Annotated in this window: 10 protein-coding genes; all 10 read right to left on the reverse strand. The window is 44.4% G+C overall.

Features of this window, described 5'->3' with window-relative positions; genetic code table 11:
* Nucleotides 1–56 precede the first annotated feature (56 nt).
* On the reverse strand, nucleotides 57–5,966 hold the full coding sequence (locus MARGE09_RS17820; protein WP_236984281.1) for a DEAD/DEAH box helicase: 5,910 nt from the start codon (nucleotides 5,964–5,966) through the stop codon (nucleotides 57–59).
* Nucleotides 5,959–9,369 carry a hypothetical protein gene (locus MARGE09_RS17825; RefSeq protein ID WP_236984283.1) on the reverse strand — a complete coding sequence of 1,137 codons (3,411 nt, stop codon included), beginning with the start codon at nucleotides 9,367–9,369 and terminating at the stop codon, nucleotides 5,959–5,961. The genes MARGE09_RS17820 and MARGE09_RS17825 overlap by 8 nt, the downstream gene beginning before the upstream one ends.
* Before the next feature lie 57 nt (nucleotides 9,370–9,426).
* On the reverse strand, nucleotides 9,427–11,169 hold the full coding sequence (locus MARGE09_RS17830; RefSeq protein ID WP_236984285.1) for an ATP-binding protein: 1,743 nt from the start codon (nucleotides 11,167–11,169) through the stop codon (nucleotides 9,427–9,429).
* A 16-nt stretch (nucleotides 11,170–11,185) separates the two neighbouring features.
* Nucleotides 11,186–12,451 (reverse strand): restriction endonuclease subunit S, encoded by a 1,266-nt coding sequence (locus tag MARGE09_RS17835; protein WP_236984287.1) that lies wholly within the window; start codon nucleotides 12,449–12,451, stop codon nucleotides 11,186–11,188.
* A gap of 31 nt (nucleotides 12,452–12,482) precedes the next feature.
* A complete protein-coding gene (locus tag MARGE09_RS17840; protein ID WP_236984289.1) occupies nucleotides 12,483–12,797 on the reverse strand; it encodes a hypothetical protein in 315 nt (104 codons plus the stop codon).
* Nucleotides 12,790–13,872 carry a PDDEXK nuclease domain-containing protein gene (locus MARGE09_RS17845; RefSeq protein ID WP_236984291.1) on the reverse strand — a complete coding sequence of 361 codons (1,083 nt, stop codon included), beginning with the start codon at nucleotides 13,870–13,872 and terminating at the stop codon, nucleotides 12,790–12,792. The genes MARGE09_RS17840 and MARGE09_RS17845 overlap by 8 nt, the downstream gene beginning before the upstream one ends.
* On the reverse strand, nucleotides 13,872–15,563 hold the full coding sequence (locus MARGE09_RS17850; RefSeq protein ID WP_236984292.1) for a type I restriction-modification system subunit M: 1,692 nt from the start codon (nucleotides 15,561–15,563) through the stop codon (nucleotides 13,872–13,874). Before MARGE09_RS17850 ends, MARGE09_RS17845 begins: the two co-directional genes overlap by 1 nt.
* Nucleotides 15,564–15,575: 12 nt before the next feature.
* Nucleotides 15,576–16,175, reverse strand: coding sequence for a hypothetical protein (locus MARGE09_RS17855; protein WP_236984294.1), 600 nt, complete (start codon nucleotides 16,173–16,175; stop codon nucleotides 15,576–15,578).
* The gene (locus tag MARGE09_RS17860) at nucleotides 16,175–16,543 is read right to left on the reverse strand and encodes a winged helix-turn-helix domain-containing protein (protein ID WP_236984295.1); all 369 of its coding nucleotides are present in this window, start codon (nucleotides 16,541–16,543) and stop codon (nucleotides 16,175–16,177) included. The genes MARGE09_RS17855 and MARGE09_RS17860 overlap by 1 nt, the downstream gene beginning before the upstream one ends.
* A gap of 217 nt (nucleotides 16,544–16,760) precedes the next feature.
* Nucleotides 16,761–20,138 (reverse strand): type I restriction endonuclease subunit R, encoded by a 3,378-nt coding sequence (locus MARGE09_RS17865; protein ID WP_236984297.1) that lies wholly within the window; start codon nucleotides 20,136–20,138, stop codon nucleotides 16,761–16,763.
* Between the last annotated feature and the right edge of the window lie 38 nt (nucleotides 20,139–20,176).

Genomic DNA, 20,176 nt, shown 5'->3' on the forward strand with positions numbered 1-20,176 from the left:
ATTAGAGTATTATAGTTATCGGCTTTCGACCAACCCCTTTTAACCTGCCAACATGACTAACCGCCGAACTTATCGACGCAATACATTGTTACCGTTGATTCATACTCACGATTCATCAAATTGGAAATACCGCCACTCATTTCGAAAACGACTGTCTCAGGTGCGCCAGTCTGTTGATCGACCAAAGTAAACGTGATTTTACGATCATGGAAATCTTTCTTTTTCCGAACATCGAATACTTTTACATACACCTTCGCAAGACCACACTGGCGAGACAAAATGTCGTTCAAAGATCTTTCGTATACGCGGTAATCATCATTTCTATCTTGCAATCGACAATCTATCTGGGAGCTTTCAACGTGTTCGACATACTGCAATATTGAATCAATTAAGGGCTTCAAATATCGGGAAGTATTAGGCGTAGCCGCGTAGGGATCTCGAATTTCCAATCGTTCAACATATTTTCCTTTGAGGTATTCAAAAATATTCTCATAGTTTCGCACCTCACCTGCATCATACCTAAACACCTGAACTGGAGACCGAGAAGTAAAATACTCTAGTGGGTAAACATTTTTTTCTACGTCAATTAATATTCTGTCGACAACAGTAGAAAACTGATTTGGTTTTAAAGTAAATACAGAATCAGAATACTCAACAACATTCAAACATGAGAACCCCCCACTACCAAACCACAAGCAGCCTTCTTCAGGTGATTCATAATTTCCCATAGCAAAAGGGACACATGACAAGTCTGACTCATCTATCCCTTCAGATACAAAAGAAATCCTGAGATTTCCTTGTTCAACATATGGCCGAAGAAGTTCCAAAACTTTACGTAAAAAAGAAGGTGTTTTATCAAATTTATCTGGCAATTTATTCAACAATAATATGGACACCTTCACATTACTGCTAAGAAGGTTTAATAGCCACCCGACTTGAATTGAGTTCTCAAATTTATCATCAACTAAGTGAGGAAGTGAAAACAAGACACTCTCGTACTTTGACCACTGTTCAATCAACGAGGCCATACTTACCTGTGCTGAATATATACCCCCAACTTTTTGAATGGGGTGCTTTAAATCAGTGTCTGCCAGCAGTTTTTTAACGAAAAGAATTGCTTCACATCGTTTAAAACTATCCCAATGTCGTTGATTAGAATAATCACATATACAATTTATACATCCACTATCACAATCCTTTGCGCAGGTAAGGTCTTCAAGCATTTGATTTAACAGTGCGTTAAATGTTGTGCCCTCAAAAATACGTCGTACATAACCAGCGCCACCAGGAACACCGTCATATGCAATAAGCGTTAAATAACCACCCTCTGTTCGGTGAGAACTCCGGATTTCCGACGGAGGGATTTCTAACGTTTTTACAATAGCCATCCTAAGTACTTCTGCCAGTGTAGTAGCCACACCATTGCGAAGCTCCAAAGCCTCATCAGCCGAAATATTTGGGGGTAACTCTATACGTTGATTTAAACGGTACAATAGAACATCCGTATTAAACTCGTGAGCTAAAGCGGTTTTTTCTAGCCTCTGATTACATTTTCGGCCACTATCTGGCATTTCATGCTCACGCGGCGGCCTAGTTGATTCAGCCTGCTCCATATGGTTACAATAAGAGCAACGCCAATATCCCAACTTGCCAACCCCTTGGTTCAACACAAAAAGTCTACCGTCAATCTCGTCATCCGCGTAAGCCGCCATAAAGGTTTTCTTTACCAATGAGTGATCGGTATCAACGTAGCGTTCAAATGGCGGGATAACTATCAGCTTCGCCTCATCCGCTTGTACAGATCTTTTCCTTGTCGTGGAAGGATCCTTCCCCTTAGATTCTTTAAAGGCTGTCACAAAGCCCTTGGGCTTTAAAAAAGAAACAGCAGATTCGGTAATTCTGTGTTTACAATTTTCACATTCAACAGCTTGATCTTCCCTATCGTCGGCTATATTGGCATGTGAACAATTTCTACATATTGAAACGACTTGCGTAGGCATAAAATCACGAGGAGAGTATGCTAACCCAGCACTGCGCCATATTCGACCATTCGCTATAACTTCAGAACCTGGCGCATATTCAGAAATCCCCATCGAAGCGTCACGAACAAGTTCGATATCAGACTTTAAGTATTGATTACCGAACTTTTTAGTCTCCTTAGTAACTTCCAATGTTAACGAGTGAATTGGAAAGCTATAGGTAGGGATAAGCCCTTTTTCAGAAAGTTTCGAAACTAAAAACTGCCCCAAATAGTTATCTTTTTGCTCCTTCCATCGGGAATACACTTTAATGGAGTTTTCATTCCCCTCATCAAATTCTTTTCTCGCGATTGCCATTTTTTGTTGATACTTAACACAGCGCTCTTCACTTAAACCAGCGAACAGAGTCATTTCCTCGACAAACAAATCAATAATTGGCTGTAACTGAGGCTTAACGCTCGCCCTGTCATTTTCGGGAATCATGTTAATGAGCCTTTCCGCTTCACCCAATGACTCCTTACCGGATTCAGATTCCAACCAATGCTGCACCTTTTTCCTAAAAGCAAAAGAAAAACCATCAACAATATCTTCGCCAAACAAATCAAATAATGTTGGAGCTCGCAATCGATCTAGTGTAATAGATTCCTCTAAAAAACCAGCTAACAAAATTGACAATTGATGCCTCTGAATTATCGTAGCGTTTGTTAAACACACAACAGGGTCCGTTGCCTGCTTCGCTAGATAAGACTTAAAATTTGAAAATACAACTCTATCGTAATGTGAATTTCTTGCGATTGTCACGCAAAAAGGCGCAGCTTGCGCTCTGCGCCCTGCACGTCCAGTCCTCTGCTGATAATTCGCAACACCGGGCGGCACGTTCAAATTAACAACTGCCTCTAGCTCCCCAAGATCAACCCCTACCTCCATTGTTGTTGTACAACTTAAGACGTTAACTTTTGAATCGAAAAAATGTGATTCTATTTTTTCACGAAGATCCGTAGAAAGAGACGCTGTATGCTCCCTCGCACTAACTATATTTGATTCCGCCAAAGTATAAGAATGAATATAATGATTTCTATTCGGGCTCCTATCTTCGGAATTACATGGGGTAACATCTCCAATACACCCAAATGCGGTACATTTGTCTTTAACAACATAATGCTGCTTAAGTCCGCATGATGAACACTTATAGATCGTTTCCATTGCTGAGTTTTTGATAACAATTGCTGACGCATCAAGCGCTCGGCCCGAACCGGCATTCAACAACAATTTCGTTTTAAGTAACAGGCTCCAAAATTCCTGCATAAATTCGGCGCAAACATCAGGAGCCCAACCCAACTGTTTTGTTAGGTACCATGTTCGCCTATTGAATCGTTTAGAGCCCAATTTTGTGACCCAGGAAAAATCTGCCTTTGAACCAGCGCCCGACCGCTCGAATTCAAACACCTTTATACCCGTATAACGCTCCCCCCAGATAAGCGTACTATTGGGGTCAGGATCATTCGGGATATTGGTAATACACTTACTACGCCTTATGTGCTCAAGAAATATATGACAAATAGAATTTAACTCGTCTTTACTAGCTATACTCGAAAACTGTTTTGTAAGAGCTCTAACAATAGCCGCTAGAGGCCTCTCCTTGTACGTAACCGCAACCAAGCCCAGTGATTCAATGGATACTCGGCGTCCGGGTGGAGTGCAAAACTCTGCGACTATACGTCCCGTCAATAAATCCTTTACATCTTCATAATATTCACGTGACTCGCCATTTGAATCGGGATAAGAGAAGCTATTGCGCTTTTGCCAAATAGCACGAACTTTATTTGCTACAGTGTCAAATGGAAGTGCTATATCATCTTCACTCAAAGCCTCAATCACGGCTGACCTATGTGCGAAATCATTTCCTGTTCGTTCAAAATAGGGCGCAAAAAAAGCAGCGTCTTGGCGATTGTCAGAAAACGTCAATAACTTTCGACCTGAAGCCGGACGTTGGTCAACCGTTTGCGCGGGAAGTGCCTCAAGAACTTTTTGTGTAATAACGCTAGATAGAGATTCATTTCCAGGGTAAAAACGACTGATGATTTCAGCGTTTGCACCCGATGCGTGAGCATTACACGCGGCACAATTTTTCAAATAGTGCTTTCTGTCATGCTCATCCTCATTGGTATCAACCTCAAACAGCTCAACACCACCCTCGTCAAGTAACAATCCGGTTAAAGGATCAATGCGAATGCTCTTCCATTTAATATTACCTCCATGATCTGCTTCGTCATCTTCGTCATAGACAAACCCGCTTGTCGGTTGACCCAGCCAGTAAACTCTGCGCTGTGCAGCCCCTTGTATCGTTGGGTATCTATTGTGCAACTTGCCGTTATGTACATAACCTTCAAGATAGGGTTGCCCACACTGCCGGCACGTTAGCAGAGGATAAAAGACCCCTGCCGAAGTTTCTTTATGTGTTCGCAACTTCAAATCAGAGTAGCCTTCACTTGAATTTGCAGGTAATACACATGCTCCCTCAATCGCCCCAGCCATAATATGATGACGACAAGGTAATAACGGAAACCCGTTTACATCAGACTTGGCAAACATGCCTATTTGAACTATTCCCGTTAACGCACTAATCCGATCGGTTAAAATACTTTGAGGAAAGATAGCTTCAGCCAAATGTTCAAAATGTATAACGCCTTGCTGTAAAGTATCTGCGGCTTTACATAACTCAGCATTATCTATAAAACATTTAAAAATACATTTTTCCAATTCCTTCTTGGAGCCAGAATCACATATTTCATTCAGTGTATCTTCAGGCAAAACAGACTGTAGATTAACACCGCACCTTTCTATACAATCCGAAAAATTAAAACCAATCTGATCTTCAGATAATTTATTTTCTTGCAAGAACAAGTGCATTGCTTCGCCAAGCGACTTCCACTGTTCACAATCCAAAGAAAACTTACTCCCCGCCCGAGTCATTAGATCTGCGTGAGCTTCTCGTTTACCACGGATCACTTTAGGCGATTTTTCACCAAAGAGATTCGATGCAAATTCTTTGAGCTTAACTTCAGATTCAGGGGAACTCCCTAAACTAGCACTGGTGGCGAAATACTGAACTGAGCCATCAACACCGACACGATTTTTAAGCTTACGTAACAACATCGCAACTTCTGTTGCTTGAGCGCCGTTATATGTATGGACTTCGTCTAAAACCAATGCTTGTAAATTACTCCCCCTAAACAGGCCGGAATTACTCGGCAGTAAAAGTAAATGCTCTAGCATCGCGTAGTTTGTCACTAAAACCTTTGGTGGTTTATCTAGCATCTCTTCTCTGGTCAACAACCAATTTCGCGGAATACCAGTTTCCCCAAACTCATCGTAGAGCTTAGAGTTTTCTAGCATTTCATTTTCCACTAGCTCCCGAGATACACCTTTCTTTGTTTGGCCAGTAAATCTACCAAAAGGAATTTGGTGATCCTTTAGATCCTTACCTAGCAACGGAGCTATACGAAAATACAATTGATCGTTCGCCAATGCATTCATTGGGTACACTAGAATAGCTCTAACCCCAGGATCATCAAAATTCGGATCATTCAAAAGAAGATCAACCAGAGGGTATAAAAATGTTTCTGTTTTACCGGAGCCTGTACCTGTCGCTACAACGAGATTTTCCTTATTCAAACACGCCTCGGTAAGCGCCAAATCTTGATGAAGGTGTAATTTACGATCAAGTATCTTTTCGCCCACTCCAGCCAAGCCATCATGCATAAACCCGCCATTACACTTCAAAAGCTCAGCTAACGGCCTACCTTTTTCAAAATCCGGCATGGTTTCAATATATGGGCCTTTAACTAACGACTCGGCCCCTAAAGCCTGCCAAAAAGACTCTGACAAACCCGAATAGCGAGAATGTATAGGTACAGTAGTTGCTATGTATCGGCGTAATGTATCTTCTAGATTACCCTTTAACACTAACGGATTGGCTTCAGACATCTACACAGACTCCCTCTTTATTATTAACGCTAACTCTCGATAAAAAATGCACATCCCACAGCAACAAATAGTAATGAAACAAATCACCACCCACACCGAAGTAATAACTTAATATACCTTCTAGCTTTGTATTGTCCCCTAATAGATTTTCGCTTAATTGTGCAAGAAGCGACGTAAACTCCTCTCCAGTCCACGCTGAGGCTCTACAAGACTGTGCTAATACAGAACTAAAGTAACAAATCGATTCCAGCAACTCTTTCTCTGTTTCACTTTCAAAAAAACTATCAGGCACTAATAACGGCAAGGCATCTTTTTTATCACCAGCAAACCGAAAAATCATATTATTATGCGCCGGGCGGTTAAATTCATTGCCACCTTGCGCCCGTCTAGCATTAGCTACAAACATATACTGACTGTACGCTAGATGCGCACCGCCCAACATATCACCGAATGCAGGAATAAATTCGCCCGAACAAATATCGCCCCAAATTGTATCGTTGAACACCGAAGGAAGCATGATAGCCAAAATCCCTACATCGAGTGCCTTAGGCTCAGCGCCATCCTCCATTACCGCTTTTCGATTCTCGAAGGCCACTACCACCGAATCAGCAATCAATTCACTTTTCAAACATAGAGAAAGCGTCTTTTTCGCTTCACCCATTAACTTTAAACAACGTAAGCTAACCGAATTCTTAACATCTACCTGTCTGTAATAGTTTGATTGTCGAGTATAGAGATCTAAGTTAAACGCTCCCATATGTACCTGGGGAACCCAGGAAGAAGAATCAACATCGCTAGGAATAAACTCCGCGTGTGAAAGTATTTGACTAACTTTTTCATCATTTACAACATCTTTATCCCGAATCAAGTAACACCAAATCCCTTTAATCCAGTCCAGAGTGTTCCAACAGCTATGCTCGTAGCATTTTTTTAGTTCTGAATTGACAAAAAGAAATAACTCTCGTTTTTTCACCTGAGTTAGATCACGAATATCCGAAAAAAGGCTTGAACTAAAGCTAACGATACGTCCACGTTCTACAACAACACCCAGACCATAGTGATCTTTACGTGTATTTGTAATACTCCCCCACTTACCCTTAATGGAAGAATCAAACCGAATAAACCAAGCTCCATCGTCCAATTCATCAACATTTAAGGTAAGCAATTGGGAGTGGTCACCACTGTCTTGATTAACTAATAGCCCAGCAATTTCGCCCTTACGGCCTATGCACTCTCCGCTATGTGTAGACAATATTTGCTTATGCTGACTCAAGGTTATTAAGTTAGTTGCATCGACAACGAACGAATCAATACCAGCTGGAGATCTAAACGATACATCCAAGCCTCTCGATTTAACGACTATTGACCATTGGTCCACGTAATGAGGAGCAACAAGCTTTAAAATAGGAAGGGTATAATTAGGAGTTTTCAAGACTAATGTATTTGCATCGCTTTCAATTTTATCTAACAACGCAGCGATACTTGGCTTACACCAAGGTTTTCTTGAAAAACTTTCGTGGACTGTATGACCACCAATTTCTAAGCAACCCTCTTCAGTTGAAAATATTCGCACCCGTCGAGTATCAGTGTAATTGGATGAAAGCGTGCTCCCCAATGGTAAGAGTGTCTCCTTTCGAAAGCCCTCCTCCAAATCACTCAAATACACAAACGTTCCTAGCAGTGCAAAAGTAAATCGCTGGCTACGCTTTGCGGCTATATCAAATGATAACTCGACAAATTGAACGTCTCGATCGACCGGTACTAATTTTTCATTCTCTTTACGTACATTCTTTGAATAGTCGGCGTTGATATTGGTAGGCGTCGCACTGACATCCAAATTGAAACCGTGGTCTAAAGATTCCAGGCCAAGCCACACCAATGCACTTTTCTTAACTAATTCTCGACGTTCATTTTTTTTGCGCAAGACCGCCCTAACACGGGCCATACCGGGGGACCAGCCTAACTGTTCAAAGCAGAGATCACTTATAATCTTCCCGTCACCGCCAACAGATACCGGTAACGTCCGGCGCTCTCCTAAACTCCCAGCACTTAGTTCTAATTCGTATTCACTCTGAGACCGCATCCACTCTGTAGGCAGCTCGATCATCAATATGAGATTCTTCGACGCATAAAACGACTTACCCGAATAGGGTACAACCTCACCACCCTCGAAGGTCATTCTAGCTTCACTGTGCGCACATATATTAAACGATACTGGGCCGCGCTTAAGCTCGCAAGTTTGCCCCGCTTTTAACTCAAACTCGCCAACAAAAAAACCATCTTGGTAAGCCTCCTCAAGCGATAGCCAATTGTTACTTACCGCAAAGCGACTTAATACTCGATATTGGCCCGGAGAGAGTGAAACCCCATCTTCGGATAAATCAAACCGCCCAACAAAGGCACTAGAATCACAATTGAAAATCGCGAACTGATTATTAATATCACTCGTCCATAATGCGATATTCACTTTTTGCGATTTCGGCAGGCTCAAAACTATTTCGCGTATATCAAAATCATCTAGGGCAATATTTTTATCATGCCCCCTAACATCCACTTCTTCTAGTTGACCATTAATCTCGACTTGCCATAAAGACTCTCCCTCTTCAAAGGGCAGTATTATAGAGAGTTCTTCACCATCAAAAATAAAGGCCGGAGGTACGCATATTTTGTAACTATCTAAACTTTGCACGTTAACCTTCGAAGGGTCATGCACTGTATCTTCAGATTTGGCTCCCGTGATCATATTTATAAACTGAGATAAATAATAACCTTGGTTATCAATCATTAAGGCGCGCTGCGTCCTTTTGCCAAACCGATTTTTGGGGGATTTTTTAAAACTATCGTACCACTCCAGTTGCGCACCAAAATCGTCTACATCTGGCAATCCGTTTTCGCGGGCGTATTTTTCCATTCGATTATATACATCGCCGATATAGGCCTCCGCTACGCCCACCTGACCCAAGTAAGCATCAACCATATAGTTTGCGCCATAAAGTCGGTTAGAAAGAGGTAGCTCTAACTTTTTACAGGCGTGGCAAAAAGCCTTCCAAAGTTGCTTTCGCTCTTCATTATTTTGCGGCGCATCTTTCTTTCGCCCCATCGCCAAGTTAATGCAACCATAAACGGCGCTACCTGCATTATCACTTCCTAGATTCGCCTTAATAGTACGCACCAAATACCCAACAAAAAGACAAGGGGAAATCCGTAAGCCTTTTTCGAAGTTGATCAACTTCCCACCAGATTGGACTAAGGCTTTTTGTATAAACGAAGCCGTCGCATCATCTAACAGGCCGTCAATCAAACCCAAATATGGAACATCAGATTTACATAACCTTTGTTTAACGCTAATTTCATATTTTTCAAATACGTTAAACACGTCATTTCTATTCGGTGAGTGCATCATGCCCTCCTAATCATTTTTATATTATATGGATACTTACACTCACAACGGTAAGTTCGTCTACTTTTCAAGTAGCCACTGATACTGCCGTCGCGCAGCACAGATAAGGTCGTCAAAGATTATGATTTTTACATTGGGTTCACGCAGGTTTTGTACTGACAAGTCATTACCTCGCTTCCCACCTATCAAGATCACATTAATTTGTTGATCAATACCATTTTGGTGAAAGTCATTTCGATAAGCTGTCGCTTGTTGGTAGTCTTCGAATCGTAGCGAGTGATTTGGGCGCTTAAATTCAATAAGCAGCCTTTCGCCGTTCAAATTTTGAGTCAAAAATAGGTCAGGCCTTTTATCGGCTCTATCGCCGGTATACTTGCGCCCTAGATATTCTTCTACTTGTCGCTTAAGTGTGATATCCGAGCTAAACAAACTGTACTCCGGGCTAAACAACCACAGATTCTTTTCTATTGCTCGGTGAACATGTTTTTCTAGTGTCTCTTTCTTGGAACAAATCTCTTCTAGGTAATCTAAAAAACGTAATCGATGGGTAGCCTGCTCTGCAACTAGTGCTAACTCCACAAGGCCAAACTCTTCCAACGCCTCCGCAAATTTAGCCACCTCGGAATGACGAGCATCGTTAATAAATTCGAGTACAACTCTATAATCGCTTCGCTCAAGGGCATCTAACAAAACACTAACGATAGGCTCTAGTTTAGATTCTGGTTCTTGATAAAATTTATCGAGTATTTTTTTAATAGCTAGCTCAGCAAAGTCGCGTCTATTTTCTGGGAGTTTGGCAATTCTTTCTTTTGCCTTTTTTCGCAGGCGAGCTTGCGCCAAATGCATTTCTTGGCCGTACACGCTTTTCAGTTGCTCACGCAATATAGGCTGAACACACTCAAGCAGATCTAGTTCTGTTTTACTGCCTTCTATCAACGCACCCCAATCTGCCGTCACGTCATTAGATCGCCCGGTTAACTCAATTTCACCAAAGCACTTATCGAGTAACTTTCTTGGTATATCATCAGCTTGATCCAAACCAAAGAAGCATGGGTCACCCACAACTTTCCCATCAATACGTATGGATATACCAGGCTTTCTTAGCTTGCGTTTTTGCTCGCTAACAGTGCAGCGAAGAATGCCTTCACCCTCATTCAAATTAAGGGGCTGCTCTACGTATTCACCTTGAAGGTCATCAACCCCCAGTGGCTTTCCATTGATGATAATATTAAAACCATCTTCTCTGCCATAATCTGCAATCAAAACCTGCTTAAGGCGAGTTTCATCAGGAAAGCGTATGTTTTGATGTAAATCGCTTAACGTTATACGTGTGCCCTGAGCCAACTCTGTGCTCGCAGTTTCTGTAATTTCAAGCGGCATTTCGGGCAAGCCTTCGTGGCTATCCAAAAGTGCTTTGTCTAAACGAAACTCCGAACGACTCCCTCTAGCCCAAGTCTCCAGCGTCATAGCCGAGGCGATCATTAAGCCTGAGAACTTGCCAATTCCTTTTCTACCTTTTACTTTTCTACGTTTGCTTGGAGTAAAGTCACCACTGCGGTCGCGGCGGTTTCTGGCGATGTTCAAATATTCACTTTGTAGCTCAGCCAAAGTCATGCCTGTGCCGCTATCTTCAACGACGATAGATTCTTTACTGACAATACCCGGCAATGTAATACGCACTTCGTCTGCTTCGGCATCCCATGCGTTATCAACTAACTCCTTCAGAGCCTTTTCGGGTGAGCGGTAATTTTCGCTTAACAATAAGGCCAAGCGTGTATCGACTTTGAAGGAATGTTGGCTCATATTGATATATCCTTACTTATAGTTTTCCTGAAAAGGCTTTTTGGCTTAAGCTACCAAACAGTAGGTTCTCTTTACTTACTTCAATTGCATACCTACTTTTCATCGATAAAACTGAGTTAACCACTTTTGAAAACTTAACCTGACTTTCATATTTTGGTAGTGAGAACTCAAACAATGCCAGCTCGGTGCGATTAAGCTTAGGGATGCTCGCACGATCAGGCAGAGTTTCCGTATAATGAGAGAACTGTTCAGATAGTAAAAGCATCCATATAAATTCACGCGTTGTTTTTCCATCAATCGCTCGTATGGGATACATATCAGCGGAGCACAGACCAACATTATTTGCCAAGGCACACTTTCGAAGATATGGTCGGATTTTCGAATAAAGCACGTGTCGTTCGTCGAAAAGGAATTTTTTACTAATCAGCCCTTCCTCCCGCGCGGTTAAGGCAGGTAAAAACATACCAGTTTCTTTTTCAATCCTATCTGGACCAATATGGACTAAATCAATATATGCATCTTCTCTAGGGTCCACCATCTTCGCATCAATTGCGACAACATCACCAAAGGAAACTTTATCTACGCTAACCGGATCACCAAACATATCCAAAAACACAGACCGTAAAAAATCATCGGCGAGTTGGATGGCTTCTTGGCGTTTGCGGCGGATGGCGTCGGCTTTGTCTAGGATCGCGGCGATGCGTTTTTGTTCTTTTAGGCTTTTCTCGGCATTATTAGGAAATGGAAGGTATACATCCAGCTCACGTAAAACATCAAGAGTGATACCTTTTACAGTCGCTCCTTTCCCTTGTTTAGCAATTTCATCAGATTTAGACTCCAAAAAACGTAACAAATAGCGCTTATCTAATACTCTTTCATCTTTAACTAATAGCGCTTTTAAGTCTTGGTTTATTGCCATATTGGTGGCTGTTACAGCGACCTTACCTAACGCCATCCTCGTTGGAACTACGATAGTCCCGGCAGGAAGGACATTAGTCGCTGAATTTTTAACTCCCAACTCGGTTATACAATCTTGAGTAATAGAAAGTTCAGATGATTTAAAGTCTTTAACAGAAGCCCAAGGAATCGATCCGCCCCAATACTCTGCTACTTTTTTACTCGGGGTTCCTCCCCCTCGAATATCTACCAAGTCAGCTAGAGCCACCATCAGAGCATCCCCTCCAGCGTCGCTCCATTGATTCCATTCAATCGCGACATTAGTGCATCCATCGGCAACCGTTCCAGACGTTGCTCTACCTCCTGCATCCATGCAGTCGTGCACGTCATCATCCAAATCAAGTCGAAGTTCATGCTCATAGCATTGCCTCCAACTCGTCTAAATCTTGGAGAATCTCTTTCTCCAGATCCTTTAACTTTTTCAGTATTACCTTAGGGGCTTCATACACCTCCTCTTCGTACACCACTTCTTTATATCGGTTAATCGACAAGTCGTATTTATTGGCTTTGATATCCGCCGCATCCACCACAAAGGCTTTTTGTGTTTTATCCTGCAAGAATACTCCTGCATTTTCAGGATTAGCACTTACCTGTAGGCCCAGCGTGCCCAGCAATTGCCTTGGCAGTGGCTCCCCTGCACCGTGCCCACTTACGCTATTCAAACTACTCATTCCCTTCCCCCAACTCATTCGCCACATCTTTAGCAAACTCGGCTTCAATCTCCTCAATACTCGGCAAGCTGGCCTTTAAGTTATCCGGCAAGGCCTGAGTCAGTTGATATTCCGAAACCCCTATAGGCGTCTCTATCCCCTTTAATGCATACTCGGCGACCAACTTATCTTTTTTGCGGCATAACAACAGGCCAACGGTGGGTTGATCGCTGTCTTTTTTGAGCTGCGCATCCACAGCGTTAATGTAAAAATTAAGCTTACCGGCATGCTCTGGCTCAAAGTCTATTGTTTTCAGCTCTATCACCACATAGCAACTCAGCCTAGTGTGGTAAAACAACAAGTCTAAGTAAAAGTCTTTATCACCCACGGGTACAGGTACCTGCTGGCCCATATAGGCGAACCCTGCGCCTAACTCTAATAAAAACTGGGTAATATGCTTAACCAAGCTCTTTTCCAGCTCCCGCTCGTTGTAATTATCCGTAAGGCTCAAAAAGTCAAAAACATAAGGGTCTTTTAAGCTTTGTTGCGCCAAGTCTGATTGCAGCGGCGGCAAGGTTTGCTCGAAATTAGTGATGGCTTTGCCCTCGCGCTGGTACAAGCCACTTTCGATCTGGTGGATGAGCACATTTCGGCTCCAGCCGTATTGCAAGGTGCTGGCAAGATAAAAGTGGGCCTCGGTAACGCTTGGGCACTTACTCATAATGGCTATATTGTGCCCCCAGGGGATTTGGCATAATTGGGCAACAGCTTGTTGCCCAATTTCCGGTGCGCCCTGCCAAAACTGAACCCATTGGCGAATGTACTTAAGATTACGCAACGAAAAACCCTTGATGTCGGGGAATTCGTGCATCAAGTCTTGACTGAGCTGGGTTAAGAAACCGTCGCCCCAAGTACTGTTTTTCTGCTTTTCTACGATTTGCTCGCCCAACTGCCAATAAAATTGCAACAGCTCTTGGTTTACCTTAACGGCTGCTTGCACGCGTGTTTGCATAAAGCGTTTTTTAAGGGTGCTTAACCAGCCCTTATAATCGTCGTTATGCGCTAGGGCTATTTTTTTTGCTGAGGGTTTATTCATTACAGCATGGCCTCTAGCTCGTCTAAATCCTTGAGTATATCCAACTCAAGTTTTTTCAACTTTTTCAATATCTTCTTAGGCGGCTCGTAGGTTTCTTCTTCGTACACCACTTCTTTATAGCGGTTAATCGATAAGTCATATTTATTGGCTTTGATATCTGCCGCATCGACCACAAAGGCTTTTTGCGCTTTGTCGCCAAACTGCTTATCAATGGTCGCAGCACGAGAATTTTTATCAATCAATGTTCGGTACTTCTTCCACTGGGCAATGGCATCCGGCAGGTCATTGACTCCTTCTAAGGCATGTGCACGCTTTACCGCTCCAGCGTTCCTTGCGCCTGCGGTATTAGTGCCTCCTTGTACGTCATCATCTTTTACTGAAGGCTTAAGCGGTACCCGCTTATCATCTAAGGAAAACCCATCCGCCATTAAATCGTAAAACCAAACTCTTTCCGTTGTGCCGCCTTTGGTAAAAATCAAAATAGCTGTACTCACACCCGCATAAGGTTTAAATACCCCACTGGGGAGGCTGACAATGCCCTCTAACTGATTATTCTCTATAAGCTCCGAACGTAATTGCTGGTGTGCTTTGGAGGAGCCGAACAACACGCCATCCGGCACGATAACGGCGGCGCGGCCGCCGAGTTTTAATGCTCGTAAAATATGAGCAATAAATAACAACTCGGTCTTTTTAGTTTTAACCAAACCTAATACATCGGGGTTGGTATTGGTTTCGTCTAGGCTGCCTTTAAACGGCGGGTTAGCGAGGATGACATCAAAAAAGTTTTGCTCTTGTTGGGGAAAGTTCTCTTTAATGGATTTACTGAGGGAATCCTGATAGAGAATATTGGCGCCATTTACGCCGTGCAGGGCCATGTTCATACTGCTAACGCGCAGCATGGTGGTATCAAAATCAAAACCCCAAAACATCTGGGTATTGATGTGCTTGCGGTAAGGCTCTAATAAATCGCCGGTAAAGTGTTTATTGCCCTCTTCGTCGGCAAAAATACCGGCCTCGCTGGAATAAGTTTTATTGAGGTATTCCATGGTGCGAGCAAGAAAACCTGCGGTACCGCAGGCTGGGTCGCAAATGCTTTCGGTGGGCTGTGGATCGATGAGTTCGATCATGGCATCAATAATATGGCGGGGGGTGCGAAACTGGCCGTTAATACCGGCGGTTGTGAGCTTGCTCAGCAGGTATTCGTAAATATCGCCCTTTACATCGCTTTGGGTGAGTGGCAGGTTTTCGACCATCTCTACTGCGCTAACCAGTACCGATTCGTTTTTAATCTCTAGGTCGGCATCCTGCATGTATTCGCCAATATGGCCCAGGGCCTCGATAGCACTGCCCTTGCCGCCTAGGCCGTCTTTTTGTTCCGACTTATGACCCAGGGTTGCAAAAAAGGGGTATACCTCGTTTTTAAGGTGTTTATGTAGCTCTTTACCGCTGAGGTTTTTAAAGTTCTTCCAGCGCAGTAGTTGGCCTTTTGAGGTATTGGGGAATACGCGGTCGAAGTCGCTTTTTTTGCTGCGCGCGGCTTTGCGCTCGGCGTTGTCTTCTTGCATATCCAGCATGCGGGCAAACATAAGGTAGCTGATTTGCTCGATAACGGTTAAGGGGTTTGTGATGCCGCCAGTCCAGAACTTCTCCCAGAGCTTGTCGATATCGTTACGTATTTGGCCTGTTAGCATAGGGTTCTCTTGTTAATATTGTTGCAGCAGTATGTCTGCCAAACTGGTTTCCAGCGCTTGCATGGTGACATCGCCCTGTTTGCCGGCAGCGAACAGCAATTGCAGTATTGTGTAGTGCTTTGTGTTGCCTTCACGCTTGATAAAGGCACGAAAATAGTCTGGCTTAAGCTGGTGTTTGAGCATAACAGCGGTGGCCTGCACCATTGATTGCATGTCTTGCCAATGGATAAAGGCCGCTAAACGGTCTTTGGCGACATCTTCAACGGTGAGAATGGGTATATCACCATGGCTTGTAGGGATGGTAGTGGTCTGCGTAATCAACTCGTCCCCCACTGACAGTGGCGCACTCGGAAATTCGATAGTGACCTCGGTGGTACTGTTGACGAATACACGCCCCTGCTTACTGAAGCCGAGTTTGGCCATAGCGAGTTGCAAGGTTTTGGCGGGGGTGTAACTGGTGTTGACCATGTCGATGTCTTTGGTGAGGTAGAGGTTTTGGCTGTAGATTTCTACCGCAAGGCCGCCCACCAGTACTACGGCTATTTTATGCTCGGCTAGGTGGTTAGCAATAATGCCCGCCAGCTCCGTCATATTGGTGCGACTAAAATCCATTATTCGCCTTCACTTTTAGAGCGTTGCGCCTTAACCAAGGGTTTACCCGCCTGGCGCGGGCGGGTGCGCTGCACCAATAAGCGGTTTTTTAGCTCCACCGGGTACGCAGCCACGGCGGCTTTTAACAGCGCGGTGAGTTGCTCGGTAAAGGGGTAACGCGGGTTTAAGCGATAGTTGCGCACACGGCCAATTAATTCACTCACAATAACGCTGTCTTCTTCCAGCTTTGCTAATTGCTTTTGCATAGGGTTGACCGGCATATCGTAAAAGGCGGCTATGGCACGGGCGTACCCTTCGCCGCGCAACATAAGATACACCAACGCGTTTTCCTGCGATTCGGCTCGCAGCAGCCCTTTAAGCACAAACATACCCAACTCCGTTACTCGATCCGGTTACTCAACCCCGTTAGTCAACCAAATGTACCAATAGGTGGTTAATATAAACCATCACTTGGTACATATAAAACACCTATTGGTATATATGTACCGTGGATAGCTCGGCCTGCTTGCTGACCCTGTCTGCCGATAGCGCCGCGCAAAGCAACCAGCACGCGTCCTCCCTGCACAGGTTGACCGAAATAGGCTTTTAACTGTCATGCTGCATGTCCTGTTTTAAATAGGGCTTGAGCACAGAGACCAGCTCGTTGACGTCATCGGCATTGAATACACCATCTATGCCTTCGTGGGAAACGGAGGTAAAGGGCGCGTCGTAAAGTTTGTCAATAACGATGGAGCCATGCTGGGCAATGTAGTTTTTTAGCAAGTTCATAAAGCGCACTTGCTGAGCGGTAAGGCTGGGGTGGGCATGTAAAAAGGCTTGAAAGTGGGCCTCTAATATTTGTGGGTTTAACCCTATTAGCTCCCGCACTGTTATGTGAAGCTGATCTGCCGTGCGGCCATAAAAGTCGTTTAATACCTCTAGGCTTACGCCCGGGTGGCTGGTAAGAATAATAGAGGTAAGGGTTTTTAGCTCTGGCTCGGCAATGGCTTGGCCTTGGCGAATTTTTTGTAGGATTGGATTGGCATCGATCATTTGATCGAGAATATCTTTTAACCGGCGCCGGTAAAGCATGGCCTCGTTTGCGCCGGCAATTTTAACTTCGCGCTCGCTCTCTTGCACCCCCGTATCGCCCGCTTTGGTGGCCGGCATGGCATAAATGCCACCCGCAGCCGATTGCCGGTACTTCATGATACCGCGCAATTCTTTGCGTACATGCTCTAGCTTTTGGATGCTGGGGTTTTGCCAAAAAACGGCGCTGCGCAGTTCGGCTATGACGGCATCCTTTTGGCGAACGGCCTGAATATTAATGGCGAGTTTATCGACCTCCAACAGCAGCTGATCGCGGCCATCATCAAAACAGCTGGCTTGCTCTACTAAGCAACACTGGATGGTGGCGATTAACTTGTCGAAGGCGGTGGCGTGTTTGTCGCGCAGTACCCTTGCCGACATGAGCGGCGCGAGGGTATTGGCCAGCAGATGCTGCGTTCGGGCATCCAATGTTTGCAGTAAATCGGTTTGTTGAAGCTGATGCACTACGCGCAGTTCGCGCTTAACGGCAATACTGGTATCGGGCAGATCGTTAATATCGGCCAGTAAAAGCGCGATTGATGCATCAAAGGCTTGGGCATGGTTACGCTGTAAAGCTGCTTGCGCTAGCTGCAGGCGAGCCTCAAAGGTGGTTTGCAATAGGGATTTACTGCCGGTGTCTTCTGGCTCTTGATATTTTTGCTCAAAAAAATCGAAATTGCCGTAATGATCGAAAATTAAAAATTCACTTTTGTGCTTGCCCTGGCCAAACAGGTTGAGGCACAAGCGCGTGCCACGGCCAATCATTTGCCAAAATTTAACCATCGATTTAACGGGCTTAGCAAACACCAGATTGACGACTTCGGGCACATCTATGCCGGTATCGAGCATATCTACCGATATGGCGATGCGGAATTCGTTATCGGCTTTTTTAAATTCTTTAATTAAGCTTTCGACATGGGGAATACCGTTGTGAATCACCTTGCAGACTTTGGTGCCGTACTGCGGGTAGAGTTTGCAAAAGAGTTTTTCGAGGTGTTCGGCGTGATCTTGGCGCTGAGCAAAAACAATGGTTTTACCCACGAGGGAGCCGGTATCGTCTTTGATCCCGTTATTAATGAGATTTTCGAGAATGATACGGTCGGTATCTTCACTAAAAATTTTGCGGCCAATATCTTTACCGGCAATGGTGGTGTTTTGCGCCTCTTCTCGGCCGAGGTCTTCATCGAGCTGGCGTTGCTGCTCTGCAGTTAAATCGTTGTAGTGAATACCGTCGCGCAGGAAGTCAGTGGTTAAGTCTTTGACGCGAAATGGGACGAGGTATGGCGGCTCGTTGTTGATAGCGGCATCTAGGCCAAACTCAAAGGTTGGGTCCGTGGTTTCGCAATCAAAAATAGTAAATGTATTGCGACTAATAAATTTTACCGGTGTGGCCGTTAAGCCTATTTGAAGTGCATCGAAGTAGTCGAATAAGTCGCGGTATTTATTGTAAATACTGCGATGCGATTCATCGGCAATGATTAAATCAAAAAAGCCCACATCGAGCTGAGCGAAGCGGTTCATCATGCCGGGGTAGGTAGAAATATAAACGCGTGCCGTTTCGTCGATTTTATTGGCCTCGCCAATTACGCAGCGGGGCTCTGAGGGTAGGTTGTGCTTAAAGGCCTCGTCCGCTTGAATACGCAGCTCTTTGCGATCGCATAAAAACAACACCCGCTTGGCCCAACCAGTGCGTAATAGTAGCTCGGCCAATGCAATGGCCACCCGGGTTTTGCCGGTACCCGTAGCTTGAATAATTAATGCCTTGCGACGCTGACTTTGAAAGTGCGCAGCAACCGTTTTAATGGCCTCAATTTGATAGGGCCGATCGGCAATGCTTAGCTCTGGATTGTGGCGCTCTAGCTCGGCAGCGCGATAATGGCGCTGGTAAATCAGGTATTCGAGACTGTCTTTGCTGTAAAAACCATAAACGGGGCGGTATGTGTTGTATTGGTGATCATCCCAAATAAAGGTTTCGTAACCGTTTGAATAAAAAATAACGGGGCGCTGATAACCCATACGCTCTAAGGCATCGGCGTAGAGGCGCGCTTGTTCACGGCCGGCCTGTAAATTGGTGGCGCTGGATTTTTTAGCCTCTATAACAGCTAGGGGTTGACCGTTTGTGCCCCAGAGCACGTAATCGACAAAACCTTTACCCGAGGGATTGTTTGGGAAATCAACCTCGACCTCTTGGCCGACTTCGTCGGTAGTATTAATATCCCACCCGGCTTTTAGTAGCATGGCGTCGATTAACAGTGCCCGTGTTTTGGCTTCGTTCCACTGCAAGCTGCTGGCAACTTGCTGACTTTGCTGCTTGCGCTTTTGTTGATCCGGCCCAGCGGGTGGATCGAGTTTTTCGATATTTTTAGTGCGCTCGCGCTCCAACTGATCCATGACCTGCTGCAATTCTTCTTGTTGCTTTTGCAGCTCTTTTTGATAGATGGATACAGATTTTTGCAATTGGTTGAGCGTTGCCGTTGGGTCTTTGACATCCTCAAAGGCTGGAATCTGATCTTTTGTTTTGCCGTAATATTTAATGGCCATGTACATGGCGAGCTGGTGCGCAGTACCCAGTGCCATTAGCGCATTACGCAGTTCACCTTCGCAACCGTGGGCCGTTTCGTTACCTTGGACGCGCAAAAAGTTGATTTGATGGATCAGTGACTTGCTAACGCAGTTTTCGAATACGGCGTTTTTAACCAGCTCGTAAAAAGAGGACTGCGGCATGCGCGGTAGGACTTCCTCTTTATAAATAGCTTTGGTCAGTTCCTCTGCAAAGCTGCGTAAGCGCGTTAATGCACTACCGGGGTCGACATAAAGTACGGCCTCTGAAAGCCCACCCAAATTGGCGAGCAGATCATTGTCGGGGCGCAAAAACTCAAAGTTAACTGATTTCATAAAAATTATTCTATCCATAACAACCTAATAGCGAAGGC

Origin of the sequence: Marinagarivorans cellulosilyticus (assembly GCF_021655555.1) — a bacterium.
Taxonomy (GTDB): Bacteria; Pseudomonadota; Gammaproteobacteria; order Pseudomonadales; family Cellvibrionaceae; genus Marinagarivorans; species Marinagarivorans cellulosilyticus.